Here is a 25,775-nt window from a genome sequence, read left to right on the forward strand (position 1 = left end):
TGAGGGAACATGGATCAGTTGGCACTCAAGGCAATCGAGCGCATCGCCGCAGAAAAACGTGCGCCGTATCACCACATCACGGTCGACCGGATCACACCGATCATCGGTGCCGAAATCGGCGGCGTCGATCTTTCGCAACCGCTGGAGGATGATCAGCTCGCGGAAATCCGTCGGGCCTTTCTGGAGAACCACGTGCTGGTGTTCCGCGATCAACATCTGACGGTGGAGGAGCACAAGGCGTTTGGCCGGTTGTTCGGCGAACTGCGGGCGTTGCCGGTGGAAGACATCGACGGCGATGACCCGGAACTGGTGGTGATCCGCGCCAATGCGCAATCGCGCTATGTGGCCGGCGAAACCTGGCACACCGACGGCACCGCTGATCTGGCGCCGTCCATGGGCTCGATGCTGTACGTCAAGGAAACCCCGGCCATCGGCACGGGCGGCGATACGCTGTTCGCCAACATGCATCTGGCGCTGGAAATGCTGTCGCCGACGATGCAGCAGTTTCTCGGCGAACTGACTGCGATTCACGACGGTGCAATTCCGTGGAAGGGCTATGAGGCGCCCGCCAACCTGCCAAAAACCGAACACCCGGTGGTGGTTCGTCACCCGCAAACCGGGCGCAAGTCGTTGTTCGTCAATTCCGGATTCACGTCGCACATCGTGCAATTGTCCGGGGGCGAGAGTCAGTTGCTGCTCAACATGCTGTTCGACCTGGTGGCACGGGAACCGTCCCTCAGCTGCCGCGTTCGCTGGGCGCCGAACACGCTGGTGTTCTGGGACAACCGCTGCACCCAGCACCATGCGATCTGGGATTATTTCCCGCATTCGCGTTATGGCGAGCGGGTGACGATCCTCGGGACGCAGCCCAAGGCCTGATGGTGCTGAAAAACCTGTGGGAGCCAATGGCTCCCACAGGTTCTAGACGCCGCGCCGGATCAGTTGCTCGACGATCAACTCACCGAACGCCAGATTGCCGTGCAGCGGGTCATCCACTTCGCAGAACGCTTCACGCTGAAACCCCAGCTCATCGTTCGCCGCCTCGCGCACGTCGATCAGCTCCACGCCAAGCCCTTGCAGGTGTTCGATCAGCAATGACTGCGCCGCCATGAATACGCGCGGGTCGGACAGCGCCGGCACCCGTTGCGGCGGCAGCACGGCGAACACCTTGAGGTCCAGCGCCAGGGCCTGTTCATAGAAGGCCATTGCGGGTCGGGACAGGGTGTCGATGACGGCCTCGAACAACGGCCCGGCGAGAAAACCGTCGTCGAATTCACCGTGCGCATTCTGGTAGCAGGTCCAGTTCGGCGCAGTGGCGAGGTAGTGCAGGCTCAGGCCGATGGTGCTCACCAGCGGCACGCCGACCTGCGCCAGTTGCGGCACTTCGAGCGTGTCGAGGGCCTGGCGATACAGCCGATCCATTTCGGCATCCCGAAAGACCACGTCATGTCGGGTCAGGCTGAAGAAATCGACCGCGAAATCCCGGCCGGTGCCCAGCGGGCCACCACCGAACGATATTTCGCGAGCCTGCGCCGCCTTGCCGATGACGCCGGCATGGGAGTCGCCCAGCAGCAGAAACCTAGGCGTAGTAATCGAGTACGGCGTCTTCACAGACAAGATCCTCGCTGGACACGCGGGTGGAAGGAGTCGGCGCCTGCACCGATTGGACGGCTTCAAGTCCGGCAAAGAATTGCTGCATCACGAACGCCACGCCCTCTGGCGTGACTTCCCGCTGGTTGGGCTGGTAGAAGGCGCCCTTGAACGGCGTGCCGGTGATGATTTCGTAGGACGGGAAATAGTCGACGTCGGGCAGGTCTTCACACAACTGCCCGGCGACGGCGCGCAGGACCGATTTGGAGTAGGTCGTGGCGCTCAGCACATGTTGCCCGGTGGCCGTTGCCGTGAGGGGCACCGGTGAAACGGTCAGCAGCAGACGCAGTTGCGGGTTGATCGAACGCATCAGCTCCAGTGCCCTGACCATGTCGCCATAGGTGTCCATGAAACCGAAGTTGCAGAACCGGTGGAGTTGCGGATCGAAGGTGCCGCGAACAGTGCCGGGGCACACGGGATATACCAGACCGGTCTGCCGATGTTGCCAGGCTTCGGTCAGGCCGAGAGTAAAGACGAACACTTTGGCCCGGCGCAGCGCTTCGCGGATGGCGTCCAGGGTCGCCTCGCGCGACTCGAACAGGGCCTGCTCGCTGGCAAATCCGTCAGGCTCCACGGCAGGGCGGAACGGGTCGAAGAAACGCCCGTCATGAGCCCAGGTATCTTCGGGCGGAGCGCTTACGCCCAGCGCCCATTCGAGCCATTGGCACAGCATGGCCGGGGTGTAGAGGTTGCCGGTGCGAAAGGAAAACACGCCATAGTTGTGGGCCTTCCAGTCGGCCTCAGGCAACGCTTGCGGGGCGGGTTCCGCGTCCAGCCAGTTCATGCCGCGCGCCACCAGCGCACGGCCGATGTGCTGGGCGAAACAGGAGCCGGCGGTGACGATTGCATCCTTGTTGCCGATCTCGAATTGCGGCGTCCACAGTTGGTCGATGTCCGGCGCGGATTTGTCAGCCACGGCCGTACGCCAGAAGGAGCGGGGGGGCAGATATTGATAGGGATTCACGACGGGAGGCCTCCTTGGCGAGTCGTTGAGCACAAGGCTCAGCGGATTTGATAGTGGTAGATCAGATCGTCGAACCACCGATCACCGATCTGGTAGGCCTGCGGCACACGACGTGCGAACACAAAGCCGCATTTCTCCAACACCTTGCAGGACGCGATATTGCCGTCGGTCACGGTCGATTCCAGCGAGTTCAGCCCGATGGCCTCGGCGTAATCGATGATTGCCTTTCGCGACTCGGTGCCGAAGCCCTTGCCCTGATGCTCCGGCAACAGCAGGCATCCCACTTCGGCATGCCCCGGCGACAGAATGCGAAAACCGGTCACGCCCAGTTCATGCCCGCTGGCCTTGTCGGTCACCACCAGGCACAGCCAGTGCTCCGACTGCGGCCCCCATGCCGGGAGCCGGTGCTCGAAGCCTTGGCGAACCTGTTCCTCGGCAATCTCGCCGAACACGTACTGCATGGTCTGCGGCTCGGAATGCAGCCTGAGAAACAACGGCCAGTCGGACTCGACCATCGTGCGCAGGTCCAGTCGTTGCGTGGTGAGCTCGAGCATCCGCTGCTCCTTGCGAGGGTGGAAAAGGGAGAGGGGTTTTTTACTGGGTGTGGGGGGAAAGATCAATGAGGTGGCGAGTTTTCACTGGTACGCCGTCAGTCGACCTCGCAGAGGTTTTCCGTGAATTCTCCACAAATCAAAGTGCTTGTGTCCTCGCTGTGGATTATGCGCAGGATCGAAAACGATTTGGATTTTTCGGTCTCGATGATGTCACCCACAGCGGCTTGATGATTCAAGGAGATGAATCCAATCAGCTGTTTTTTTTGATTTCGAAGGCAGTAATCATGTTTGTTTATACAAAATTCTTCCGCCGAAGGCCTTGTTTTGAATTTGTGTTTTGTTGATTCGAAGTAGTCCTCATCGCGCTCGGCGTAGAGGAGAGAGCTTTGATAGGCGCCGATTTTTGACTGTCGCGAAATTATTTGTTTGTGAGCCATCAAAAAGGTAACAAGGCCGAAGAAGGCGATTGCAACTGAAAAAATGAAAGCAGGCACTGAATAGTGAAAAATCAAGGAAAATGTGCCAAGTATCGGCGTGCCTAAAGCGATCAATTTGAATATGCCTGCGTAGGTCGTGTTTTCAATATCCCAGACATACTCTCGCCCATCCTCTCCGGAAGCGGTCTTGTAAAAAAAGAAGAGAAGAATGTTGGAAACCAGGCTGACCGAGAAAAAAATTTCCGAGGCGATAAGGGCAGGCTTTGACAGGGCGTCTGTCGTGGCGCTAAACAGTGCCAGGAAAAATGCAAAAGAGATGGCTCCCAGTGCTGAGCACATATGCTGTTGCTGGGCAATGATTGTTCCGTCTTCGTAGCCGGATTTGAATTTGATGAGTGCGAGCTCTCTTGCTGTTTTCCCGTTTATTGTCGGTTCGGTCTTTTGATTGCTGTTCAATTTCAATTCCTTTGTGTGAAAACTTCCGGTAGGTCAAAGCCTGCGGCGACATGTGTGCCTGTCGCAGGACGATAATGTTAATGCGCGCTGCCAGGAATAGTCGACACCGACTTTTCTGTGGCCGCCGATCGACAGATGACAGGCACCAGCGCCTCTGTGGCTAGCACGCTGCAAAGCTGTGACTTTCATGCCCCTGCCTGGTAGCGGTTAAACAACTCGATAAGGCTGTGTGGCGCGTTTTCATCGAAGAACAGTTTCAGATTGTTGTCCGTTTCCTCCGCCGTTTGCCTGCTGCGGGGGAAGAGTTCCTTTTCATACGCAATCAGTGCAGCTTCGATATCGCAGGGGTGGGCAATGATCGATTCTGCGAGCAGTGCTCCGTCGTACATCGCAAGATTGGCACCTTCACCCGCAAACGGAGACATCAGGTGTGTCGGGTCGCCCAGTAGTGTAACGCCAGCTACACGGCTCCATTGAAGGTCGGCAGGGAGGGCGTGGATCGGGCGAAGTAGGGGGCGGGGTATCCGAGTCGGTGATGAATGCGGTCAGTGCGGGTGCCCAATCCTTGAACTCCGCAACGAGGGTGACGATGGCCTTGGCCGGATCGGAGAAATCCAGCCGAGCGAACCAGTCTTCAGGCCTGTTCAGTGCAATGTACGCTTGCAAAGTACCGTTCGCATGACGGTGGGCAAGGATTCCCTAGTTCGGTACAACCGCCATCAAGGTACCTTCACCGATCACTTCAGCACTGAGCGGGTGTCTACGATGAGCGTCGTACAGGAAGGTATCGACAAATGAGAGGCAGGTATACGCCGGTTTCAGATCGGTCAGCAGCGGACGAATCCTTGACCACTCACCGTCGGCGCCCACCAAAAGATCGGTTGTCACGCTTGCACCGTTGGCGAAGTTCAACTCATGCCGACCCTCTCCCAGCGAAGACACCGAGACGACTTTGTGTGCCCAGCGGATGGTATCGGCAGGCAGCGACTCGAGCAGAATTCTGCGCAGTTCACCACGCTCCACCTCGGGACGACCGCCGTTCTGCGGGGTGGGCCAATCCAGCAGGACATTACCGTGCCGGTCGCACACTCGTTTCGCGTCCGCGCCGTCGATGACAATGTCCAGGAACCGTTCAAAAAGGCCAGCCGCCTTGAGTGCAAGTTGTCCGTTGTATTCGTGAATGTCGAGCAAGCCACCTTGTGTCCGCGCATTGGCTGAAGACTCCGCTTCGTAAACCGTCGCGGCGATGCCATGGAGGTGCAGGACTCGAGCGACGGTCAAACCACCGAGCCCTGCGTCGACGATCGCAATGGGAGTATTCATTGTTGACCTTTATGATTTGAGGTGATGTTGAGTATCCAACAATCACGGATCGATGAGCCACTGCTGTCAACACGCACAAGAGTATTGAACCAACTGCACGAATGGAATGGATCCTGCCAAGCCGATGGCGGCGAGGCAGGCGATTCGATAGATCGTGTAGGGCGGGAGTGGGAAGGTGGCACTGCTCTGCTTGGCCTGACAGTCCGCGTAAGGGTGAGACTAAATGCTCAAGCCAACGTCGCGTTATCAATCACAAACCGATACTTCACGTCGCCCTTGAGCATCCGCTCATAAGACTCATTGATCTGATCCGCGCGAATCAGTTCGATGTCCGAAACAATGCCGTGTTCGGCGCAGAAATCCAGCATCTCCTGGGTCTCTGGAATGCCGCCGATCATCGAGCCTGCGATGGTTCGGCGTTTCATGATCAGGTTGAACACGTTTGGCGATGGGTGCGGCGAGGCGGGTGCGCCCACGAGAGTCAGTGCGCCGTCGCGTTTGAGCAGCACCAGGAACGCATCGAGATCGTGAGGGGCGGCGACGGTGTTGAGGATGAAGTCGAAGCTCTTGGTGTGCGCGGCCATTTCTTCCGGATTGCGCGATACCACGACCTCATCGGCGCCCAGGGCTTTCGCCGCTTCGCGCTTGGATTCCGACGTGGTGAACGCCACCACGTGCGCACCCATCGCATGAGCCAGTTTGATGCCCATGTGACCCAGGCCACCGATACCGACCACGCCGATTTTCTTGCCCGGCCCGGCGTTCCACTGACGCAGTGGCGAGTAAGTGGTGATGCCCGCACACAGCAGCGGCGCGACGGCGGCCAGTTGTGCTTCGGGGTGGCGGATGCGCAGCACGTAGCGCTCATGCACCACGATATTTTGCGAGTAGCCGCCGAGGGTCCAGCCGGGGGCGTCCGGAGTCGGAAAGTTGTAGGTGCCGATCATGCCGTCGCAGTAGTTTTCCAGGCCGGTTTCGCAGTCTTCACAGTGTTTGCAGCTGTCGACGATGCAACCGACGCCGACCAGATCGCCGACCTTGTATTCGGATACATGGGCACCGACCGCCGATACGCGGCCGACGATTTCGTGTCCCGGGACGCACGGGAACTGGGTGCCGGCCCACTCGGAGCGCACCTGATGCAGGTCGGAGTGGCAGATGCCGCAGAAGGCGATGTCGATCTGGACGTCATGGGCCGCAGCGGCGCGGCGATTGATCTGGATAGGCTCAAGGGGTTTGTCGCCCGCGTGGGCACCGTAGGCTTGTACAAGCATGGGAGCGTCCTCGATGGATCTGTCGGACTGTCATCTTCCCGCTCTGCGCCAACGGTTTGTTAGTGCATTTCTATCGAATGCTTGCCTGATCCTGTGTGTCAGCGCCGCGCTGAAAGCTGCTGCGGGGCCAGAAACGCATCGTGGAAGTAATTGCGCAAGGCCTGCATCGCGGGGCTGAATTCGCGCTCTCGGTGCCAGGCCAGGCCGACACTCATCGGGGTCACCTTGTCGGTGATGGTCAGGGTCTCGATGCGCTTGCCTTCCAGCGACCAGGGGCGGTGCACCAGGTCCGAGAGAATCGCCACGCCGCTGCCATTGGCGACCATGCTGCGCACGGCCTCTACAGAACTGGTACGCACCCGCACGTTGGGTTGTTGGCGGGCGTTTTCCCAATAGCGCATGGCACTTTGTTCAGCTTCATCCACGGTCAGCAGAATGTAGGGTTCCAGCGCGACATCCGCGAGGCTGACGGCCGACCGCTCACAGAGTGGATGGTGGCTGGGCAGCCACAGACGGCGTTCGGAGTTGAACAGGGTTTCCGAAACGATGTCGGGGTGCGTGAGGTTCGCGGTAAGCACCACCGCCATATCGAATTTTCCTTCCAGCAATCCCTGTTCGATGGCCTGCCGTTCCTGCTCGTGGACTTCGATGGCAACGTCCGGGTGCCAATGTTCCAGCCGTTGCAGATGATGCGGCAGAAAATAGCCGATCACCGTGTAGCTCGCGGCAAGGCGAATCAGGCCACTGGCGCGTATGTCGGGTAGCGGGCTGTTCAGCGCGTCGTCGACGCTGCGCAAAATCACATAGGCGCGGTTCAGAAAGTGTCGACCGGCATCCGTCAGACTCATGCCTTGTGCCGAGCGCTGGAACAGCAACGTGCCGAGCAAACCTTCCAGTTCCTTGATCGCCGTGGTCACCGCCGACTGGGAGATATTCAAATGGATCGCTGCCTGAGATATCTGCCCGATCTCCGCGGTGGCAACGAAGTAGCGAATCTGACGCAAGGTCAACGACATGGATGTTCCTGCTTTTCAGGTATCTGTTTTTCAGAAGATACGCTATCTGTTAATAGATCTTCCCAAGGGGTTGGCGGGAATTTAACGTGGCCTGCATGAAGTCACAAGGGTCAGGAGCAAGGGTTATGCAGGCAGTAGATTTCAACTCGGACATGGGCGAAGGCTTCGGCCCGTGGACCATCGGCGATGGTGTCGACGACGAACTGATGGTGTTCATCAGTTCCGCCAACATCGCCACCGGTTTCCATGCCGGCGACCCCGGCACCATGCGTCGCACCGTCGAGCAGGCCAAGCGCCTGAACGTCGCCATCGGTGCCCACCCGGGGTTCCGGGATCTGGTGGGGTTCGGTCGCCGGCACATCAATGCACCGGCCCAGGAACTGGTCGACGACATCCTTTATCAACTGGGCGCACTGCGTGAACTGGCACGGGTGCAGGGCGTCGCGCTGCAACACATCAAGCCTCACGGCGCGCTCTACATGCATCTGGCCCGGGATGAAGAAGCAGCGCGTCTGCTGGTGGAAAACCTGCAACGCCTGGAACCCGAACTGTTGCTGTATTGCATGCCGGATTCGGTTATCTGGCGTGTCGCCAAAGAGCTCGGCCAACCGGTCGTTCGCGAATTCTATGCAGACCGCGAATACGACTTGAGTGGCTCCATCGTCTTCACCCGCAATGTTCGCGCATACGATCCTGGATTCGTTGCCACCCGTGTGCTGCGCGCTTGCCAGGAGGGCGTGGTGCGTACCGTCGAGGGTGAGGATCTGGCGATCGAGTTCGATTCCATCTGTCTGCACAGCGATACGCCGGGCGCTTTGGCGCTGGTCGAGGCCACCCGTGGTGCGCTCGATGCCGCCGGGATCGAGGTGCGTCGACCTCGCTGAATCACTACGCGACACCCGGCCAACAGACGCCGGGGTTCAATCATTTTTTGCCTGCCTTTCTACAACTATTCCAAGAGGAACAGACATGGCTGAACACACTGTCATCACCCCATTACCCGGGACTTTCTACCGAAAGGCCACACCGGATTCGGCGAATTACGTCGAGGTCGGCGATTCTGTCAGCGCCGACACGGTGATCGGTCTGATCGAAGTCATGAAGCAGTTTTCCGAACTGACCGCCGGGATGGCGGGGCGCCTCAGTGCTTTTCAGGTTGAAGACGGTGATCCGGTGGAGCCGGGTCAGGTCGTCGCTACGCTTGATAGCGAGTGAGGGCGTGAACATGACTCAACCTATTCGTAAATTGCTGGTCGCCAACCGTGGCGAAATTGCCGTGCGGATTATCCGTGCGGCCAAGGCCCTGGGTATTCCAACCGTTGCCGCGTGCAGCGAGGCCGATATCGACTCTCAGGCCGCACGCCTGGCCGATGAAGTGCATCTTCTGGGGCCGGCCCGTGCCGATAAAAGCTATCTGAACATCGAGGCGTTGCTGGGTGCCCTGCGAGCGACGGGCGCCAATGCGGTTCACCCTGGATACGGTTTTCTGTCAGAGAACGCCGGGTTTGCCGAAGCCGTGGTTGCCAGCGGCGCGATTTTCGTCGGGCCGGCCCCGGACACCATCCGGCGCATGGGGGACAAGGCCGAGGCGCGGCGTACTGCCCAGGCGGCAGGTGTTCCCGTGGTGCCGGGTTCGCCAGGCGAGCTGTTTGATGTCGAGTCGGCGCTTCGGGCGGCGGAATCGGTCGGTTACCCGTTGCTGATCAAAGCCTCGGCCGGCGGTGGTGGGCGGGGTATTCGTCTGGCAGAAAATGCCGCGCAATTGAGTGAAGAGTTTCCCCGTTCGCAGCGCGAGGCTCAGGCCGCTTTCGGTAATGGTGCGGTGTATCTGGAGCGTTTTATCGGCAAGGCCCGGCACATCGAAGTACAGGTTCTGGGCGACGGGAAAAACGCCGTGCACTTGTTCGAGCGCGAGTGTTCGCTACAGCGTCGGCGTCAGAAAATCTTTGAAGAAGCACCATCACCGGTACTCGACGCGCAGCAGCGGGAGGCACTCTGCGCCAGCGCCGTACGTTTGACCGAATCCCTCGGCTACAAGGGAGCGGGCACGCTGGAGTACCTGTATGACGATGTCTGCGGCGAGTTCTTTTTTATCGAGATGAACACCCGAATCCAGGTGGAACACCCGGTCACCGAACTGGTCACCGGTATCGATCTGGTACAGGCGATGCTGCGAATTGCCGGTGGTGAACCACTGGGCCTGAAGCAGAGTGACATCCGTCTGAATGGCGCAGCCCTGCAAATGCGCTTGAATGCCGAAGACCCGGACCGGGATTTTTTCCCAAGCCCCGGTCTGGTCGAATCGTTGGTCTGGCCGCAAGGCGAAGGCGTTCGTGTGGACTCGCACCTGTATGAAGGTTATCGGGTGCCACCGTACTATGACTCGCTGTTGGCCAAGCTCATTGTGCATGGGCCGGATCGCTCCACAGCCCTTGCGCGTGCCCGGACAGCGGTGGCGCAAACCTTGCTGACCGGCATGGCCAGCACCTTGTCGCTGCACGCTGAACTGCTGCAACAACCGTGGTTGCAAACTGCCGACTTTCATACCGGGACGCTGGAGAACTGGCTGTCCGCACGCCGCAGCGGAGGTGAAGCATGACTCGTCCGATCCGCTACAGCTTTGGTGCCGATGAGCATCTGTTTGCCGAAGTCAGTGAAAGCATGTCCCTCGAGGCATTTTTCAAGGGCATGGCGGTCACCCGCGCCGTGGAGCGGCTGAAACTCGATGGCGTACTCGATGTGTGTCTGGCCAACGCATCCTTCCAGATCCGCTTCGACCCGGATCGAATTGCGCCGCAGGCCTTGCTCGAAGCGGTGCAGGGCGCCGAGGCTGACGCCGTTGCCGAACGCACATTGCAGACCCGGATCATTGAGATTCCGGTGCTGTACAACGATCCCTGGACCCACGAAACGCTGATGCGTTTTCGCGACCGGCACCAGGACCCGGGCGCCACGGATCTGGAATACGCCGCGCGCATCAATGGCCTGGCGGATGTCGATGCGTTCATTGCAGCTCATAGCGCAGCGCCATGGTTTGTCTCGATGGTGGGGTTCGTCGCCGGTTTGCCCTTCATGTTCCAGATGGTCGAACGCGAACGTCAGTTGCAGGTACCCAAGTATCTGCGTCCACGTACCGACACGCCGAAATTGACACTGGGTCACGGTGGCTGCTTCGGGTGCATCTACTCGGTGCGTGGCGCCGGGGGCTATCAGATGTTCGGTGTCACACCGGCTCCCATCTACGACCCGCAGCAATCGCTGGCGTACCTGAAGGACCATATGGTGTTTTTCCGTCCGGGTGACATCGTGCAGTTCAAGCCAATGGATCGTGCAGCGTATGACCAGGCCGTTGCAGACGTGGAGGCCGGGCATTTCGATTTACGGATCCGGCCGGTGGAGTTTTCACTGGATGCGTTTCTCGCCGATCCGGTCGGCTATCCCGTGTCGCTGCAGGAGGTGTTGGCATGATCAAGGTACTCAAACCCGGTCTCGCCACGTCGGTTCAGGATCTGGGCCGCGAAGGTTACTACCACCTCGGCATCCCGCCGTCCGGCGCGCTCGATCAATATGCGCTGAGAGCGGCCAATCATCTGGTCGGCAACGCGGCGGATTGCGCCGCGCTGGAGTGTACGTTGCTGGGCCCTGAGCTGGCGTTTCAGCAAGACGCACTGGTCGCGGTGTGCGGCGCGCACATGGCGCCTCGACTCGATGGTGTGGAAATGCATCACGCCACCGCGTTCGCGGTGAAGGCCGGCCAGGTTCTGCGTTTCGATTTTCCCAAGGCGGGTGCGCGGGCTTATCTGGCGGTGGCAGGCGGAATCGACGTGCCGCTTGTGTTGGGCAGTCGATCGACTTATGCGCTCGGGGCGTTGGGCGGGTTTGCCGGACGACGCTTGATCGCCGGAGACGAATTGCCGGTGGGTAAAGCCAGCGGCAAGGGGCGTGCCGGGGCCAGTCTGCCCATGGCGCTGCGCCAGTCACTGGGCGGGGAGATCACTCTGCGCGTGGTGCCGGGGCTTTATTACGATCGCCTGACCGACGCGGCAGCGAAGAGCTTTTTCGCCGAGCCGTGGACAGTCGGATCAGAAGCGGACCGCATTGGCTATCGCTTCAAGGGCGGCAGCGCGCTGGACTTCCAGCCGCGAGAGCAACCATTTGGTGCAGGCTCCGATCCGTCGAACATCGTTGACAGCTGCTACCCGATCGGCTCGATTCAGGTACCCGCCGGCCTCGAGCCCATCGTGCTGCATCGCGATGCCGTATCGGGTGGTGGTTACGCCATGATCGGCACCGTCATCAGTGCCGATCTGGATCTGATCGGCCAGATGCAGCCCAACCAGAAGGCTCGCTTTGTAGCGGTCAGCCTCGACGAGGCCCTGGACGCACGGCGCTCCTACAAGAAAAAACTCAGCTGCCTGAGCAAGCTTTTCCCTTCCTGACTCTGCCCGCCGCACCGCGCGGGCTCTGCCATACGCAGGCCAACGCCGCGCTTCGGTGCGGTGAAGGCTGCCCGCGTTTCAACCTTTGACTGGTTCTGGAGTACACGCATATGGCTGCTTTATCGCAATCGAGTCAAACCGGGCAAGATCCGGCCCATCATCCCGTTTCCGCCGAGGCCCGCATGGGCCGACTGTCTCTGACCATGGCCTGGTGGGCCGTATGCAGCGCCATGTTCTACATCGTGGTCGGTGCTTCGTTGGCCTTGTCTTTCGGTGCACGCAATGCGCTGATCGGGATGGTGCTGTCGGTGATCAGTTATGGGCTGGTCAACAGTGTTCTCAGCCGTTTCGCCATGCGCAGCGGATGGTCGGTCGCGTTGTTTTCAAGCGTGTTGTTTGGCCGGACCGGAGCATGCCTGGCCACGCTGATTTTCTTTTCGACGGCGATTTACTACGCCGTGTTCGAAGGATCGGTGATCGCCGTGGCGCTCAATCACTTGTACCCGGAACTGGTCTATCCACTGGCTGCCCTGCTGGTGGTGCTGTACAGCGTGCCGATGATTCTGGGTAGCGTGCAGCACTGGCTGGACAAGCTCAACGGCGTGTTGTTGCCGGTGTACCTGGGCGGTTTGCTGGTGGCGGTCGGGCTGTCGATCAGCCGATATGATTACCAGCCGCAATGGCTCGATTTCGGTCCGGCAACACCTGCGACCTTCGGCTGGTGGGATTGCTTTGTTGCCTACATGGGCGTCTGGATCCTGATGCTGTTCACCTTCGACTACGCCCGTTTCGGCAAGCCGCAGGACGCTCAGTATCATGGGCGCTGGAACTTCGGCATGCCGTTCTATGCCGTGACTTTTCTGCTCAACGGCGCGGCAGGCATCTATCTGGTCAGCAGTATTCCCCATGAAGGTGCGCTGAACGAAGTCTCTGTGGTGATGGCAATTCTGCAGTTGATGGGGCTGTGGGGCCTGCTGTTCGTCTGGGCCACGCAAACCCGGATCAACACCGCCAACTACTATCTGGCGACCCTCAACATGCAGGCATTCTTCGGCCGTTTCGGCGTACGCGGTTCTTATCTGCTGTGGGCATTGGTGGTCGGGGTGATCGTGTACGGCTTGATGCTCGCTGACGTGTTTTCCTACTTGCTCAAGGCATTGGCGTATCAGGGCATTTTTGTGGTCGCCTGGGTCGGTGTGGCATTGGCGCAGATTGTCTATGGCAGCAATGACGCAGGTGCACTTGAACGCAGCCCGGCGTTCAATCCGGTCGGTCTGATGGCATGGTTCGCTGCCACGGCGCTGGGGTTGTTGCTGATGTGGACGGGCGGTGTTCCCGGCAGTTTTTCTGCGCCGGCGACGGTGGTGCTCGCGTTCGGCTTGCAGGCGGGGCTGGCTTATCGGCATCGGTGGGTAGGGCAGAGGGCAAGTTAAGAGGATCGGCGCTGGCCCGCACGACTGCGGGCCAGCGTCGCTAGTCCATATTTATGTGATTCTGATATCAGCGCTATCCAATTAGTGCCATTTATCAATCAATCGTAGAAGGGTAGCTTGCATCTCCATACCGAATTGACGGGAAGGAGAACGCAAATGGCGCGAACTGGCCGCGATGATCGGATTGCCAGGCGCCGAGGTAGAGGCAGCCGATGACCGGCCGAGTCCGTTCACCCTGACCTGCGGCGGTGCGATTACCCGTAATGAGCCGGGCAAGGTCAACATCACCATCACATCAGACGCGGCCTATCAGGGCGCGATTCGAAGGAAGCCATCCCCATGAACAAAACCTTGTTGGGCCTCGCCATGTGCGCGGCCACCCCTTTTGCCAGCGCTGCCGAAGTCGCGGGCGGCGGCAGTGAGCCCTCGAGCACCCAGCAGATCCGTCGTGCGGGGTCCCAGGCTTCATTCGTGGGGCCAGAGGACTATTTCTCCGGGCGGGTGCGGGTCGATCCGCTGTTCAATGATACGGGCGAAATCAACGCGTCCGGCGCTTACGTGACCTTCGAGTCGGGCGCCCGCTCGGCCTGGCACACCCATCCTGCCGGACAGCGGCTGGTAGTGATTTCCGGTGTCGGGCAAACCCAGGAATGGGGCAAGCCTGTGCAGGAGATTCACCCCGGCGATGTGATCGTCTGCCCGCCGGGCGTCAAGCATTGGCACGGCGCCGCACCGAACAGCACCATGACCCATCTGGCGGTGACCGGTTCGGTGAACGGCAAGAATGTGGAGTGGCTGGAGAAAGTCGCCGAAGACCGGCCGCTGCCGCCGACAGCACCGGCAGAAGCAGCCGCCGTCTCAGAAGTGTTGTCCGCGAGGCAGCAGGCGATTGTGCCGATTGGCGCGGCCATGGCCAGCAGCAACATGCCGCGTCTCAACAGCGCTTTGAACGAAGGGCTGGATGCCGGGCTGACCGTCAGCGAGGCAAAGGAAATCCTGGTGCAACTTTATGCCTACGCCGGTTTTCCACGCAGCCTCAATGCGCTCGGCGAGTTGATGAATGTGGTCGAGGCGCGCAAGCAACGGGGCATTCACGATGAGCCCGGGCGCGAACCGGGTCACGCGGTTGTCACGGGCGACGCCTTGCTGGCTGTGGGCAAGGCCAATCAGACCCGTATCGCCGGGGCGCCGGTTCAGGGGCCGTTGTTCGACTTCGCACCGGTCATCAACCAGTTCCTGCAGACGCACCTGTTCGGCGATATTTTCGAACGCGACAACTTGGACTGGCAAAGCCGCGAACTGGCCACGGTTTCAGCCCTGGCCGCTACGCCCGGCGCCGAATCGCAGCTGCGTTCGCATGTCGCGGCCAGCCTGCGGGTGGGCTTGAGCGCAGCACAATTGCGTCAGTTGACGCAGGTGTTGACCCGGCACGGAGAAGTCGAAGCGGCGGCGCGCGCCAGCGAAGCACTGGAAAAACACCTGGCCCAGCCTTGAGCAGCGTCAGCCGCCATAGCGCAACGCATCGCGCAGCAAAGTGAAGGCGGGTGAATTCTGGCGCCGACTGGGGTAGTAGAGGTGATAGCCGGAAAACGGCTCGCACCAGTCGGCGAGCACACGGATCAACCGGCCCTGCGCGACATGCTCCTGCACCAGGTCTTCCGGCATGTAGGCCAGCCCCAGCCCCTGGAGCACGGACTGCAGGCGCATGGCAATGGTGTTGAACACCAGTTGCCCTTCGACTCGCACATTCAGGGCTTGCCCGTCCTTCTCGAACTCCCACAGCAGCAGGCTGCCGTGGGTCGGCATGCGCAGGGTGATGCAGTTGTGTTCCATAAGGTCGGGAGGAATCAGCGGTTTGCGGTGGCGGGCGAAGTAGGCCGGGGAGCCGACGACCGCCATGCGCATGTCCGGTCCGATGCGCATCGCGATCATGTCCTTGGCCACCTGTTCGCCCAGCCGCACACCGGCGTCAAAGCCTTCGGCGACGATATCGGTCAGGCCGTAGTCGACGATGATCTCGACATTCAGGTCGGGGTTGTCGGGCAACAACTGTGCGAGGACGGGTTGCAGAATCGTGATCGCTGAATGTTCGCCAGCGGTAATGCGCAACTTGCCGGCCGGCTTGTCGCGAAACTCGCTGAGCAAAGCCAACTCGTGATCGATCTCCTCGAACCGGGGCGCGATCACGCGCAACAGATGCTCTCCGGCCTGGGTCGGGGAAACACTGCGGGTGGTGCGTGCGAGCAAACGCACGCCCAGACGCTCCTCCAGTTGACGCATCGCCCGGCTCAGGGCCGGTTGCGACATGCCCAGTTTCGCCGCCGCACGGGTGAAGCTGCGCTCTTGCGCTACCGCCGAAAAGATCGCGAGCAGGTCGTAGCTTTCAACGGACATTGATGCGCCCCTGTTATGAACTGCTGGCGATTATGCCATCAGCCATAACAATCAGCCGACCATAAAAGCATGCGGGTTTGTCTGGGGCGGATCGATTTTTTACGCATTCTTTACGGTGGAGGATTTTGTTCGCATCGATACTGGCCGCGTTTTTTTGACCGCACCTGAGCCTTGTATTTCTGAAGGCCCCGGTCAGCGTATTGCCCAAGGATGGCATGCCACTACTTCCCGCCGTTCGAGAGCCGCGACCCTTGAGTAAAAACAACGAAAATTCCCCGTCAAAATCCTCAGGCGCAGCCATGCTGGTTGCGGCTGTCGGTGTGGTTTACGGGGATATCGGCACCAGCCCCCTCTACACCCTCAAAGAAGTCTTTTCCGGCCACTACGGCGTGCAGCTCAACCACGACGGTGTGCTAGGCATTCTGTCGTTGATTTTCTGGTCGCTGATCTGGGTGGTCTCAATCAAGTACGTGCTCTTCATCCTGCGGGCGAACAACCAGGGTGAGGGCGGCATCATGGCGTTGACGGCATTGGCCCGTCGTGCGTCGGCACCTTATCCGCACCTGAGCAAAGTGCTGGTGTTGCTCGGTCTGTTCGGTGCGGCGCTGTTCTACGGCGACAGCATGATTACCCCCGCAATCTCGGTGCTCTCGGCGGTAGAAGGGCTGGAGCTGGCGTTCGACGGCATCGAGCACTGGGTAGTGCCGCTGTCGGTGGTGGTGCTGGTGGCTCTGTTTCTGATCCAGAAACACGGCACGGCGCGGATCGGCATTCTGTTCGGCCCGGTCATGGTGTTGTGGTTCGTGGTGTTGGGCGCGCTCGGGGTCTACGGTATTGTGCAGCGCCCCGAGGTGTTGCAGGCCCTGAACCCGATCTGGGCGGTGCGCTTCTTTACGGCCCATCCGGGCATGGGCGTGGCGATTCTCGGCGCGGTCGTCCTTTCGCTGACCGGTGCGGAAGCGTTGTACGCCGACATGGGCCACTTCGGTCGCAAACCGATTGCCCGTGCCTGGTTCATGCTGGTCCTGCCCGGTCTGGTCCTGAATTATTTTGGCCAGGGTGCGTTGATCCTCGGCAACCCGGAAGCGGTACGCAACCCGTTCTATCTGCTGGCCCCGGAATGGGCGCTGCTGCCGATGGTGGCGCTGTCGACGCTGGCGACGATCATTGCTTCGCAAGCAGTGATTTCCGGTGCGTTCTCCCTGACGCGCCAGGCCATCCAGCTGGGCTACGTCCCGCGCATGTTCATCCAGCACACCTCAAGCCAGGAGCAGGGCCAGATCTACATCGGCACGGTCAACTGGGCGTTGATGGTCGGTGTGGTGCTGCTGGTGATCGGTTTCGAATCCTCCAGCGCCCTGGCTGCCGCGTATGGCGTGGCGGTGACGGGCACCATGTTGATCACTACGCTGCTGTCCGCCGCCGTGGTGTTGTTGCTGTGGAAGACGCCGCGCTGGCTGGCGATCCCGATGCTGTCCGGTTTTCTGTTGGTGGACAGCCTGTACTTCGCGGCCAACGCACCGAAGATCCTGCAGGGCGGTGCGTTCCCGGTGATCGCCGGCATCGGCTTGTTCATCCTGATGACCACCTGGAAGCGCGGACGCAAGATCATCGTCGAGCGGCTGGATGAAACCGCGTTGCCGCTGCCGCTGTTCATCAGCAGCATCCGTGCGCAACCACCTCATCGGGTGCAGGGCACGGCGGTGTTCCTGACGGCGCGGGCCGACGCGGTTCCCCACGCGCTGCTGCACAACCTGTTGCATAACCAGGTACTGCATGAGCAGGTCGTGCTGCTGACCGTGGTATCCGAAGACAGCCCGCGAGTGCCGGTGGACCGTCGCTTCGAAGTCGAGTCCTATGGCGACGGCTTCTTCCGGGTGAACCTGCATTTCGGTTTTACCGAGGAACCGGATGTGCCAATGGCGCTGAGCCTCTGTCACTTGGCCGAACTGGATTTCAGCCCGATGCGCACCACGTACTTCCTGAGTCGTGAAACGGTCATCCCGACCAAACGCATCGGCATGGCCAAGTGGCGCGAGTACCTGTTCGCATTCCTGCTCAAAAATGCCAACAGCAACCTGAAGTACTTCAAGTTGCCGCTGAACAGGGTGATCGAGCTGGGGACGCAGGTCGAAATGTAAGGACGGGGTGCGGCTCAGGGTTGCTCGATGCTCACGGTGACACACAGACCGCTGCGCCCGATGACGTCGGTAAACCCCAGATCAACCTTGAGCCCCGTGCGATCGGCAATCGCCTTGACGATGGACAGACCCAGCCCCGAGCCCGACTCATCGGTGCCCAGGCTGCGGTAGAACGGGTCGAAGACGCGCGCCTGTTCTTCCACGGTAATCCCGGGGCGGTGTCGCTGACTTGCAGGACGATCGCTGCTTGTACCCGCTTGACCGAGAGGTCGATGCGTCCGCCGGGTGGGGTGTAGCGGATGGCGTTGTCCACCAGATTGCGGATCAGGATCAGCAGGTCGGTTTCGTTGATGCTGACCTGCACGTCCTCGCTGCTCTCGACGCCGATATCGATATTCTTGCGGTCCGCCAGCGGCAGCAGGTCTTCCAGAATCCGTCGGTAAATGTGCAGGACTGAAACGCTGGTTGGCGCCGCACTGAAATTTGACTGCGCGGCAGCCAGGCTCAGTAATTGATCGATCAGGTTTCGACTGCGCTCTATGCCTCGGGATAGCGGCAGCAGGCGTTCGCGGGCGGCGGCCGGCATTTCCGTGGCGGCCAGTCGTTCGGCCTGCAGGGACAGGGCGGTCATGGGCGAGCGCAGCTCATGGGCGGCATCGGCGACGAAACGCCGCTGGTTGTCCACGGACTGTGCAACCCGGCCGAGCAGGCGGTTGCTGGCCACCACAAACGGCCGGATCTCGCTCGGCACATGGCTTTCGTCGATCGGGTGCAGGGCTTGTTCGTCACGCTGGTCGATGTCGGCCGAGAGCGTGGCAATCGGGCGGAACATCTTGCGCACCAGATCGCCAACCACCAGCAACAGCACCGGAAACAGAATCAGAAACGGCAACAGGCTGTGCCAGGCGCTTTCGCGGGCCTCCTTGTCGCGCACACCGGTTTCGGGTGCAGGGCTTGTTCGTCACGCTGGTCGATGTCGGCCGAGAGCGTGGCAATCGGGCGGAACATCTTGCGCACCAGATCGCCAACCACCAGCAACAGCACCGGAAACAGAATCAGAAACGGCAACAGGCTGTGCCAGGCGCTTTCGCGGGCCTCCTTGTCGCGCACACCGGTTTCCTGGGCGACGACGATGCGCTCGCCGCAGCGCGGCCATGCCGAGGCTGGTCGGGCCCGCGCCGAAACCGGCGTCCACGGCCAGAAAGTCGGCACCGGTTTCACCCACGGTCGTGGACAGGATCTTGATCACCCAGAAGGACAGCGTCACTTCCGGCACTTTGTTGAGCCAGTCGGCTATGGCGGGCTTCATGGGTGGATAGCCTCTCCTGAGCAGCGCTGAATGTGCGCAGGAGAGTAGGTATCCAGCTGAACCTGAGGGGCAGGCGATTGTTAGCACAGCGGCACGTAAATATCCGTTTGCCACTGCTCCTTCGGGGTCTCGGGACTGATGCTCAAGTACTCGAAAAACAGCGGGTGATCGCGCAGTTCTTCGCCGCTGGCGGGCAGCCAGTCGCGGTAGACCGGGTAGATGGTTTCACCAATGTGATCGGTGGAGCCTGTGTGACGCACCACGGCGCAGCGGCCGGCAGGAATGCCCAGCTCGCGGACGTTGAAGTCATTCGGCGCCACCGCTTCACGGATTTCGCCGCAGATCGCGAAATGAAAATCCTCCGGCGGCGTCGTGTCGGGATTGCCGTAAGGAATCCCGAAGGTGCGGCTTGATGCCACCGGCGACTGCCCGCTCTGTTGGCGCCACTGGATGAAGCGTTGCACGCTTTGATTGACAAGGCCTGGTGGCCCTCGGTGATCGAGTGCAGCGACCTGGATTCCGGGGAAGTCGACGATTCGTACCTGCATGGCAATGCTCCTTGAAAAGTGAGGTATGGCGAAGACCGTGTGCCAGACGCTCCAGTCCGGAGCCTTGCGAAATGCCCCCGGCGAGGTGCCGAAGGCTCGCTTGAATGCCCTTGAAAACGCTTCGGGACTTTCGAACCCGGCGTCGAGCGTAGCTTCCATCACCGAATGGTCGGGCAGGGTGCTCAAGCGGTGCGCGGCACGGCGCAGGCGCATCAGCTGCACATAGCGCGAGACGGGTACGCCGACGTATGCCGTGAACTGCCGGTGAAAGTGGAACTCGGAGAAGTTCGCCACCTGGCTCAGCGCTTTCACCGACAGGTCCCCTTCTAGGTTGGCGTCGATGTAGGCGAGTACGACGGTGAAGCGCTTTGCGTAGGCAGTTTGCGTCGGTGCGTCTGGCACGGCGTGAAGCTCCTGGAGTAACGGTCGGTCCCTAGAATCGTCGAAAGCGGCGTACAGATACCTAGCCGGACTTGCTCAGGGATAGACCTCTTCAGGCATTACATCCGATCGACCCTGCACGAATCAATCGCGCGCCTGGGCGACGATTGCAAAGTTGCCGGGGGCTTTCTCCAGTAATCCAAGGAATCTCACCAGATCCACCGTGCTGCCATCGACTTTCAAGTCTTTTGAGGTGAGGGCATCCTTGAACCCCGCCGTGCCGCCCAGCAGTTGCACGAACAGGTCTTTGGTGACAGTCAGCGTTGCGTTGGCATTTGTTGCTGACGGGCCTTTTCGGTAGTGCAGTACGGCGTTCTCGATCCACAGCACAAAGGACTCGCGGGTGTCGGTCAGCACCAGATTGAAGGTCCAGTTCTTGCCGTCGGCGGCCGGGCCGTCGAGACTCGCGGCCATGGCTTCGAGGAAGCGTTCGGTCGGCGTCTGTTTCATCAGCTCGATCAGATCCGAACGCCTCACGCCTTTGGCCGGCGGGCCGTTGCGCAGTTCCTGGGCGGCGGTCAGGTAGCTGTTGCGCCATGTCGCGGATTCAGACTGGTAGCCCAGCTGTTCATAGGTCTGGGCCAGCAGTGCCTTGGCGGCCTTGTCATCGGGTTTATCGAGGACCGCTTGATCCAACAGCTCGGCGACCCAGCGGTATTCGCCTTTGTCATAGGCCACGCGCGCGGCTTCGACCACTTTGGCGTTGCCGCCCATCAGTTCGACGTAGCGCCTGGCGGACTCTTTGGGCACCAGCGGATTCAAGTGCGCCGGGTTGCCATCGTAAGCGCCCAGGTACATCTGATAGATCGCTTTGACGTTGTGTCGTACATCGCCGTAATAACCACGGGTGCCGAAGTACGACGCCAGTGAGTCGGGCAACTGGATTTTGTCGGCGATCTCGTTGGGCGTGTAGCCGGCATTCATCAGTCGCACGGTCTGGTCGTGCATGTATTTGTAGACGTCGCGGTGCTTGGTGATGAATTCGCGGATGCGCTCATTGCCCCAGATTGGCCAGTTGTGCTGGCCGAAATAGACCTCGGTGTCGCCCAGTTCATCGAGGGCGATCTGGGCGTAATCGGACCAGAGCAACGCGTCGCGCACCTTGGCGCCGCGGATCGGCAGCAGATTGTGCATGGTCTGCGCCAGCAGCTCGGCGCCGCCGTAGGCCTTGCGTTCGGGGATGGAAAAGGTCAGCTCGGCCGGAGCCTCAGCCCCCGGAATGTTGTGGAACACGAAGGTCACGCCGTCGATCATCAGCGTTTGCGTCGACTGATCGATGATCTGCGTGGGCGGCAGAATGCCGATGCTGCCGTAGGCGACGTTTTTGCCCAGTCCGGTATCCACCATGCCGGTTGCGCCCGGCGCCAGATTCTTGCCGAACTGATACATCGAACGACGTGACATCGCAGGTCCCGCCAACACGTTTTCGCTGGTGGCTTCCTCCATGAAACCGACAGGGGCTACCACGGGAATCTTGCGCTCGGCCACTTCCGCGACCGAGGTAATGCCCAGCACGCCGCCGAAGTGGTCGGCATGGTCGTGGGTGAAGATGATGGCGGTCACGGGTTTGTCGCCCAGTTGTGCGCGGGCGAATGCCAAGGCAGCGGCGGCAGTTTCTTTCGAGGTCAGCGGATCGACCACGATCCACCCGGTCTGGCCTTCGATCAGCGTCATGTTGGCGATGTCGAAGCCGCGCAACTGGTAGATGCCGTCGGTGACTTTGAACAGACCGATCTGGGCGTTGAGCATTGCGTGGCGCCACAGGCTCGGATTGACCGTGGCGGGGGCCTTGCCTTCGACGAATCTGAACGCATCGAAATCGATCAGCACCGAGCCGTCGGAACCGAGGATCTGTCCGCTCGGCCGGGCGATAAAACCGCGCTGGGCGTCGGCCATGTCGCGGGTGTCGTTGAGGTCCAGGCCCTTGATTGATGCTTCTATCACCGCAGCCGTGGCAGGCGTCGCTTCGCCGCTGGCAACGCTTGGCGGTTTGTCGCAGCCGGCGAGGGAAATCAGCGTCAGGGCGATCAGGGTGTGGAGGGTCGGTCTCATTCTTGTTGTTCTCCGATGGACGATTCATCAGAGAGTAGGGAGGCTGGCGCGATGTATCCAATGCATTGTTTATATCCAGACAATGCGTAGCTAGCATCGGCCAGATGGATCTTAAACGACTGACACATCTGCTGGCCCTTGCCGATGAACGCCATTTCGGCCGCGCCGCCGAACGTGTGCACCTCAGCCAGCCGGCCCTGAGCCGCAGTATTCAGGCGCTCGAAAGCGAGACCGGCCAACGCCTGTTCGATCGGGACGGCGGTGACGTGCGCCCGACGCCGGCAGGGGAGTTTCTGATCGAGCGGGCGCGACGGCTGCTGTTCGATGCACGTTCGCTGGAGCGTGATCTGGCGCTTTACGGCGATGGCCGGCTCGGCAACCTCGCGTTCGGCGTCGGGCCGTTTCCGGCGGCCATGTTGATGCATCAGGTCGTGCCGCGATTGCGCCGGGAATATCCGCAAGTCACTCTGCGGGTAGAGATCAACAACTGGCAGATACTCGAAGCACGGCTGCGAGATGAAGCGATCGAATTCTTCGTCGCGGACATTCGCAATTTCTCGGCCGACACCGATCTGCTGATCCGCTCACTGGGTCAGGCCTCGGCGGGTTTTTTCGTCCGGCCACAACATCCGCTGGCCGGCCATCGGGTGACGATGAGAGACCTGGAGACTTACGGCATCGCAACGACGCGCCTGCCGGCCGTGGTGAAGGAAGAGACTGCGCATACCCTGGGCATTTCCACGCGCCAGGCCTTGCCGCTTGCACTGGAGTGCGACGATGTGGCGTTGCTCAGGACGGTGGCCTGTTCGACCGATACCATCCTCGGCGTGATTCACGGCGCCGTGGCTGAAGACCTGCGCATCGGTAACCTGATCGAACTGCAGGTCGTGGACAGACCCGGGCTGCATTCCGAAATCGGCGTCGTCAGCCTGCCCAACAGAAGCCAGTCACCGACCGCCCGCTGTGTGATCGACGCCATTGTCACCGAGATGACGCAACGCAACGTCTCGACTTGATCGGCGCTCCGGTCGGCGGCCGAAACGCCAAAGCACAAGACTTCCCGCTCAAAAACCGGATAATGGCGGCCATTCTGTTCAGCTCGCTATTCTGGTAGTCCCCCATGGAAATCAAGGTCAACTTTCTCGACAACCTTCGACTTGAAGCCAAGTTCGACGACTTCACGGTGGTGGCCGACCAACCGATCCGCTACAAGGGCGATGGCTCGGCACCGGGTCCGTTCGACTACTTCCTGGCTTCGTCGGCGCTGTGTGCGGCGTACTTCGTGAAGCTGTATTGCGAAACCCGCAATATCCCGACCGATAACATCCGCCTGTCGCAGAACAATATTGTTGACCCGGAGAACCGCTACAACCAGATCTTCAAGATTCAGGTCGAGTTGCCGGCGGACATCTCCGACAAGGACCGCCAGGGCATCCTGCGTTCCATCGACCGCTGCACGGTAAAGAAAGTCGTGCAGGCCGGCCCCGAGTTCGTCATCGAAGAAGTCGAAAACCTCGACGCCGACGCCCAGGCATTGCTGATGCCGGGTGCGAACTCCAGCGCCAGCACCTACATTCCGGGCAAGGACCTGCCGCTGGAGCAGACCATCGCCAACATGTCGGGCATTCTCGCCGACCTCGGCATGAAGATCGAAATCGCTTCGTGGCGCAACATCGTGCCCAACGTGTGGTCGCTGCACATTCGCGACGCGCACTCGCCGATGTGCTTCACCAACGGCAAGGGCTCGACCAAGGAAGGTGCGTTGGCGTCGGCACTGGGCGAATTCATCGAGCGCCTGAACTGCAACTTCTTCTACAACGATCAGTTCTGGGGTCTGGACCTGGCCAATGCGCCGTTCGTGCACTACCCGGACGAGCGCTGGTTCAAGCCGGGCAGCAATGACGAGTTGCCGAGCGAAATCCTCGACCCGTACTGCCTGAAGATCTACAACCGCGACGGCGAGCTGCGCGGCTCGCACCTGATCGACACCAACTCGGGCAATGAACAGCGCGGCATCGTTTCGCTGCCGTTCGTTCGTCAATCGGATGGCGAGGTGGTGTACTTCCCGTCGAACCTGATCGAAAACCTGTACCTGAGCAACGGCATGAGCGCCGGCAACACCTTGGCCGAAGCCCAGGTGCAGTGCCTGTCGGAAATCTTCGAGCGTGCGGTGAAGCGCGAAATCATCGAAGGCGAATTCGCATTGCCGGACGTACCGCAGGAAGTGTTGGCGAAATACCCGGCCATCATGGCCGGTATTCAGGGCCTGGAAGCCCAGGGCTTCCCGGTGCTGGTGAAGGATGCGTCGCTGGGTGGGGAGTTCCCGGTGATGTGCGTCACGCTGATGAACCCGCGTACGGGCGGTGTGTTCGCTTCGTTCGGCGCGCACCCGAGCTTCGAAGTGGCGCTGGAGCGCAGCCTGACTGAACTGCTGCAGGGCCGCAGTTTCGAAGGTCTTAACGACCTGCCGCAGCCGACCTTTGAGGGGCAGGCGGTCACCGAACCGAACAACTTCGTCGAGCACTTCATCGACTCCAGCGGTGTGGTGTCGTGGCGCTTCTTCAGCGCCCAGGCGGAATACGAGTTCGTGGAGTGGGATTTCACCGGCCATGGTGAAAACTCCAATGTCGAAGAAGCCGAAACCCTGTTCGCCATCCTCAAGGGCATGGGCAAGGAAGTGTACATGGCGGTGTACGAGCATATCGGCGCCACCGCTTGCCGCATCCTGGTGCCGGATTACTCGGAAATCTACCCGGTGGACGACCTGATCTGGGATAACACCAACAAGGCGCTGTTCTTCCGTGAAGACATCCTGAACCTGCATCGCTTGAACGAAGACGAACTCCAGTCGCTGGTCGAGCGCCTGGTGGAAAGCGAACTGGACGATTACACCGATATCACCACGCTGATCGGCATCGAATTCGATGACAACACCGTGTGGGGGCAACTGACGATTCTGGAACTGAAGCTGCTGATCTGGCTCGCCTTGGGACAAATCGAGGAGGCTAAAGAAGCGGTGGAGATGTTCCTTCAGTACAACGACAACACCGTTGAACGTGGTCTGTTTTATCAGGCGGTCAACGGGGTGCTGGAGATGCAACTGGACGAAGACCTGGAGCTGGCGGATTACGAAGCCAACTTCCGCCGCATGTTCGGCAACGAACGGATGGACGCGGCGATCGGTTCCGTTGACGGCAGCGTGCGCTTCTACGGTTTGACGCCGACCAGCGTGAAACTGGAAGGCCTCGATCGCCATCTGCGACTGATCGACAGCTACAAGAAACTGCACGCGGCCCGGGCCAGCGTGAAGACTTCGTAGCGCTGACAGCGGCGACAAAAAAAAG

Annotated in this window: 23 protein-coding genes and 3 pseudogenes; 12 read left to right on the forward strand and 14 right to left on the reverse strand. The window is 60.5% G+C overall.

Translation table 11 applies throughout. The annotated features are described in order from the left end of the window. Window positions 1-9 precede the first annotated feature (9 nt). The gene (locus NE357_RS11615; RefSeq protein ID WP_169429965.1) at window positions 10-879 is read left to right on the forward strand and encodes a TauD/TfdA dioxygenase family protein; all 870 of its coding nucleotides are present in this window, start codon (window positions 10-12) and stop codon (window positions 877-879) included. 42 nt (window positions 880-921) lie between these two features. Here the strand turns inward: NE357_RS11615 and NE357_RS11620 are convergent, their stop codons facing one another. The 8 genes from NE357_RS11620 to NE357_RS11655 all read right to left on the reverse strand — a co-directional run bounded on the left by NE357_RS11620 (window position 922) and on the right by NE357_RS11655 (window position 7,674). Continuing rightward, entirely contained in the window at window positions 922-1,611 is a 690-nt protein-coding gene (locus NE357_RS11620) for a hypothetical protein (protein ID WP_169429966.1), read from the reverse strand. Beyond that, on the reverse strand, window positions 1,580-2,566 hold the full coding sequence (locus NE357_RS11625; protein ID WP_249314396.1) for a GSCFA domain-containing protein: 987 nt from the start codon (window positions 2,564-2,566) through the stop codon (window positions 1,580-1,582). Before NE357_RS11625 ends, NE357_RS11620 begins: the two co-directional genes overlap by 32 nt. Before the next feature lie 86 nt (window positions 2,567-2,652). Next, on the reverse strand, window positions 2,653-3,168 hold the full coding sequence (locus NE357_RS11630; RefSeq protein WP_169429968.1) for a GNAT family N-acetyltransferase: 516 nt from the start codon (window positions 3,166-3,168) through the stop codon (window positions 2,653-2,655). Between the two features lie 95 nt (window positions 3,169-3,263). Next, window positions 3,264-4,061 (reverse strand): hypothetical protein, encoded by a 798-nt coding sequence (locus NE357_RS11635; protein WP_169429969.1) that lies wholly within the window; start codon window positions 4,059-4,061, stop codon window positions 3,264-3,266. A 185-nt stretch (window positions 4,062-4,246) separates the two neighbouring features. Next, a complete protein-coding gene (locus NE357_RS11640) occupies window positions 4,247-4,486 on the reverse strand; it encodes an FAD-dependent oxidoreductase (RefSeq protein WP_249314398.1) in 240 nt (79 codons plus the stop codon). A 274-nt stretch (window positions 4,487-4,760) separates the two neighbouring features. Next, window positions 4,761-5,384, reverse strand: a complete 624-nt coding sequence (locus NE357_RS11645) for an FAD-dependent oxidoreductase (RefSeq protein ID WP_249314400.1) — start codon at window positions 5,382-5,384, stop codon at window positions 4,761-4,763. Between the two features lie 227 nt (window positions 5,385-5,611). Then, entirely contained in the window at window positions 5,612-6,658 is a 1,047-nt protein-coding gene (locus NE357_RS11650; RefSeq protein WP_169429970.1) for an NAD(P)-dependent alcohol dehydrogenase, read from the reverse strand. Between the two features lie 98 nt (window positions 6,659-6,756). Beyond that, window positions 6,757-7,674, reverse strand: coding sequence for a LysR family transcriptional regulator (locus NE357_RS11655; protein WP_169429971.1), 918 nt, complete (start codon window positions 7,672-7,674; stop codon window positions 6,757-6,759). 125 nt (window positions 7,675-7,799) lie between these two features. Here NE357_RS11655 and NE357_RS11660 point away from each other — a divergent pair, with 125 nt between their 5' ends. The 8 genes and pseudogenes from NE357_RS11660 to NE357_RS11695 all read left to right on the forward strand — a co-directional run bounded on the left by NE357_RS11660 (window position 7,800) and on the right by NE357_RS11695 (window position 15,040). Continuing rightward, a complete protein-coding gene (locus tag NE357_RS11660; RefSeq protein WP_169429972.1) occupies window positions 7,800-8,558 on the forward strand; it encodes a 5-oxoprolinase subunit PxpA in 759 nt (252 codons plus the stop codon). Window positions 8,559-8,643: 85 nt separating this feature from the next. Next, window positions 8,644-8,889 carry an acetyl-CoA carboxylase gene (locus tag NE357_RS11665; protein WP_169429973.1) on the forward strand — a complete coding sequence of 82 codons (246 nt, stop codon included), beginning with the start codon at window positions 8,644-8,646 and terminating at the stop codon, window positions 8,887-8,889. 10 nt (window positions 8,890-8,899) lie between these two features. Continuing rightward, the gene (locus NE357_RS11670) at window positions 8,900-10,273 is read left to right on the forward strand and encodes an acetyl-CoA carboxylase biotin carboxylase subunit (protein ID WP_169429974.1); all 1,374 of its coding nucleotides are present in this window, start codon (window positions 8,900-8,902) and stop codon (window positions 10,271-10,273) included. After that, window positions 10,270-11,142: a 5-oxoprolinase subunit B family protein gene (locus NE357_RS11675; protein WP_169429975.1), complete on the forward strand. Its 873-nt coding sequence runs from the start codon at window positions 10,270-10,272 to the stop codon at window positions 11,140-11,142. The genes NE357_RS11670 and NE357_RS11675 overlap by 4 nt, the downstream gene beginning before the upstream one ends. Further along, complete coding sequence (locus NE357_RS11680; RefSeq protein ID WP_169429976.1) at window positions 11,139-12,113, forward strand: 5-oxoprolinase subunit C family protein; 975 nt, start codon at window positions 11,139-11,141, stop codon at window positions 12,111-12,113. The genes NE357_RS11675 and NE357_RS11680 overlap by 4 nt, the downstream gene beginning before the upstream one ends. A gap of 182 nt (window positions 12,114-12,295) precedes the next feature. Continuing rightward, window positions 12,296-13,546: a purine-cytosine permease family protein gene (locus tag NE357_RS11685; protein ID WP_249314402.1), complete on the forward strand. Its 1,251-nt coding sequence runs from the start codon at window positions 12,296-12,298 to the stop codon at window positions 13,544-13,546. Window positions 13,547-13,721: 175 nt separating this feature from the next. Next, window positions 13,722-13,832: pseudogene (locus NE357_RS11690) on the forward strand (alpha/beta hydrolase); the annotation flags it as partial. Between the two features lie 53 nt (window positions 13,833-13,885). After that, a complete protein-coding gene (locus tag NE357_RS11695; RefSeq protein WP_169429978.1) occupies window positions 13,886-15,040 on the forward strand; it encodes a (R)-mandelonitrile lyase in 1,155 nt (384 codons plus the stop codon). Between the two features lie 6 nt (window positions 15,041-15,046). On the opposite strand, the gene NE357_RS11700 is transcribed toward NE357_RS11695, so the two are convergent. After that, window positions 15,047-15,940 (reverse strand): LysR family transcriptional regulator, encoded by an 894-nt coding sequence (locus NE357_RS11700; protein WP_169429979.1) that lies wholly within the window; start codon window positions 15,938-15,940, stop codon window positions 15,047-15,049. A 215-nt stretch (window positions 15,941-16,155) separates the two neighbouring features. Here NE357_RS11700 and NE357_RS11705 point away from each other — a divergent pair, with 215 nt between their 5' ends. Continuing rightward, window positions 16,156-18,081: a potassium transporter Kup gene (locus tag NE357_RS11705; RefSeq protein ID WP_432760321.1), complete on the forward strand. Its 1,926-nt coding sequence runs from the start codon at window positions 16,156-16,158 to the stop codon at window positions 18,079-18,081. A 14-nt stretch (window positions 18,082-18,095) separates the two neighbouring features. Here the strand turns inward: NE357_RS11705 and NE357_RS11710 are convergent. From NE357_RS11710 to NE357_RS11730, 5 genes and pseudogenes are all read right to left on the reverse strand, one after another. Beyond that, window positions 18,096-18,913 (reverse strand): annotated as a pseudogene (locus NE357_RS11710) (ATP-binding protein). 47 nt (window positions 18,914-18,960) lie between these two features. Beyond that, a complete protein-coding gene (locus NE357_RS11715) occupies window positions 18,961-19,293 on the reverse strand; it encodes a hypothetical protein (RefSeq protein WP_169428211.1) in 333 nt (110 codons plus the stop codon). Continuing rightward, window positions 19,226-19,390: pseudogene (locus tag NE357_RS11720) on the reverse strand (hypothetical protein); the annotation flags it as partial. The gene NE357_RS11715 and the pseudogene NE357_RS11720, both read right to left, overlap by 68 nt. 80 nt (window positions 19,391-19,470) lie before the next feature. Next, the gene (locus NE357_RS11725) at window positions 19,471-20,340 is read right to left on the reverse strand and encodes an AraC family transcriptional regulator (protein ID WP_169429981.1); all 870 of its coding nucleotides are present in this window, start codon (window positions 20,338-20,340) and stop codon (window positions 19,471-19,473) included. Between the two features lie 123 nt (window positions 20,341-20,463). Further along, window positions 20,464-22,431 carry an alkyl/aryl-sulfatase gene (locus NE357_RS11730; RefSeq protein WP_169429982.1) on the reverse strand — a complete coding sequence of 656 codons (1,968 nt, stop codon included), beginning with the start codon at window positions 22,429-22,431 and terminating at the stop codon, window positions 20,464-20,466. Between the two features lie 104 nt (window positions 22,432-22,535). Here NE357_RS11730 and NE357_RS11735 point away from each other — a divergent pair, with 104 nt between their 5' ends. Continuing rightward, a complete protein-coding gene (locus tag NE357_RS11735; RefSeq protein WP_169429983.1) occupies window positions 22,536-23,447 on the forward strand; it encodes a LysR family transcriptional regulator in 912 nt (303 codons plus the stop codon). A gap of 104 nt (window positions 23,448-23,551) precedes the next feature. Then, entirely contained in the window at window positions 23,552-25,750 is a 2,199-nt protein-coding gene (locus NE357_RS11740; RefSeq protein ID WP_169429984.1) for an OsmC domain/YcaO domain-containing protein, read from the forward strand. Window positions 25,751-25,775 lie beyond the last annotated feature (25 nt).

This window comes from Pseudomonas sp. G7(2022) (assembly GCF_052660475.1).

Excerpts from the sequence above, each read along its gene's own strand:
- NE357_RS11685 (WP_249314402.1), top strand. The coding sequence starts at position 12,296 with ATGGGCCGACTGTCTCTGACCATGGCCTGGTGGGCCGTATGCAGCGCC.
- NE357_RS11665 (WP_169429973.1), top strand. The coding sequence starts at position 8,644 with ATGGCTGAACACACTGTCATCACCCCATTACCCGGGACTTTCTACCGA.
- NE357_RS11700 (WP_169429979.1), bottom strand. The coding sequence starts at position 15,940 with ATGTCCGTTGAAAGCTACGACCTGCTCGCGATCTTTTCGGCGGTAGCG.
- NE357_RS11640 (WP_249314398.1), bottom strand. The coding sequence starts at position 4,486 with ATGTCTCCGTTTGCGGGTGAAGGTGCCAATCTTGCGATGTACGACGGA.
- NE357_RS11740 (WP_169429984.1), top strand. The coding sequence starts at position 23,552 with ATGGAAATCAAGGTCAACTTTCTCGACAACCTTCGACTTGAAGCCAAG.
- NE357_RS11735 (WP_169429983.1), top strand. The coding sequence starts at position 22,536 with ATGGATCTTAAACGACTGACACATCTGCTGGCCCTTGCCGATGAACGC.
- NE357_RS11680 (WP_169429976.1), top strand. The coding sequence starts at position 11,139 with ATGATCAAGGTACTCAAACCCGGTCTCGCCACGTCGGTTCAGGATCTG.
- NE357_RS11645 (WP_249314400.1), bottom strand. The coding sequence starts at position 5,384 with ATGAATACTCCCATTGCGATCGTCGACGCAGGGCTCGGTGGTTTGACC.
- NE357_RS11655 (WP_169429971.1), bottom strand. The coding sequence starts at position 7,674 with ATGTCGTTGACCTTGCGTCAGATTCGCTACTTCGTTGCCACCGCGGAG.
- NE357_RS11730 (WP_169429982.1), bottom strand. The coding sequence starts at position 22,431 with ATGAGACCGACCCTCCACACCCTGATCGCCCTGACGCTGATTTCCCTC.
- NE357_RS11630 (WP_169429968.1), bottom strand. The coding sequence starts at position 3,168 with ATGCTCGAGCTCACCACGCAACGACTGGACCTGCGCACGATGGTCGAG.
- NE357_RS11705 (WP_432760321.1), top strand. The coding sequence starts at position 16,156 with ATGCCACTACTTCCCGCCGTTCGAGAGCCGCGACCCTTGAGTAAAAAC.
- NE357_RS11675 (WP_169429975.1), top strand. The coding sequence starts at position 10,270 with ATGACTCGTCCGATCCGCTACAGCTTTGGTGCCGATGAGCATCTGTTT.
- NE357_RS11670 (WP_169429974.1), top strand. The coding sequence starts at position 8,900 with ATGACTCAACCTATTCGTAAATTGCTGGTCGCCAACCGTGGCGAAATT.
- NE357_RS11695 (WP_169429978.1), top strand. The coding sequence starts at position 13,886 with ATGAACAAAACCTTGTTGGGCCTCGCCATGTGCGCGGCCACCCCTTTT.
- NE357_RS11660 (WP_169429972.1), top strand. The coding sequence starts at position 7,800 with ATGCAGGCAGTAGATTTCAACTCGGACATGGGCGAAGGCTTCGGCCCG.
- NE357_RS11615 (WP_169429965.1), top strand. The coding sequence starts at position 10 with ATGGATCAGTTGGCACTCAAGGCAATCGAGCGCATCGCCGCAGAAAAA.
- NE357_RS11650 (WP_169429970.1), bottom strand. The coding sequence starts at position 6,658 with ATGCTTGTACAAGCCTACGGTGCCCACGCGGGCGACAAACCCCTTGAG.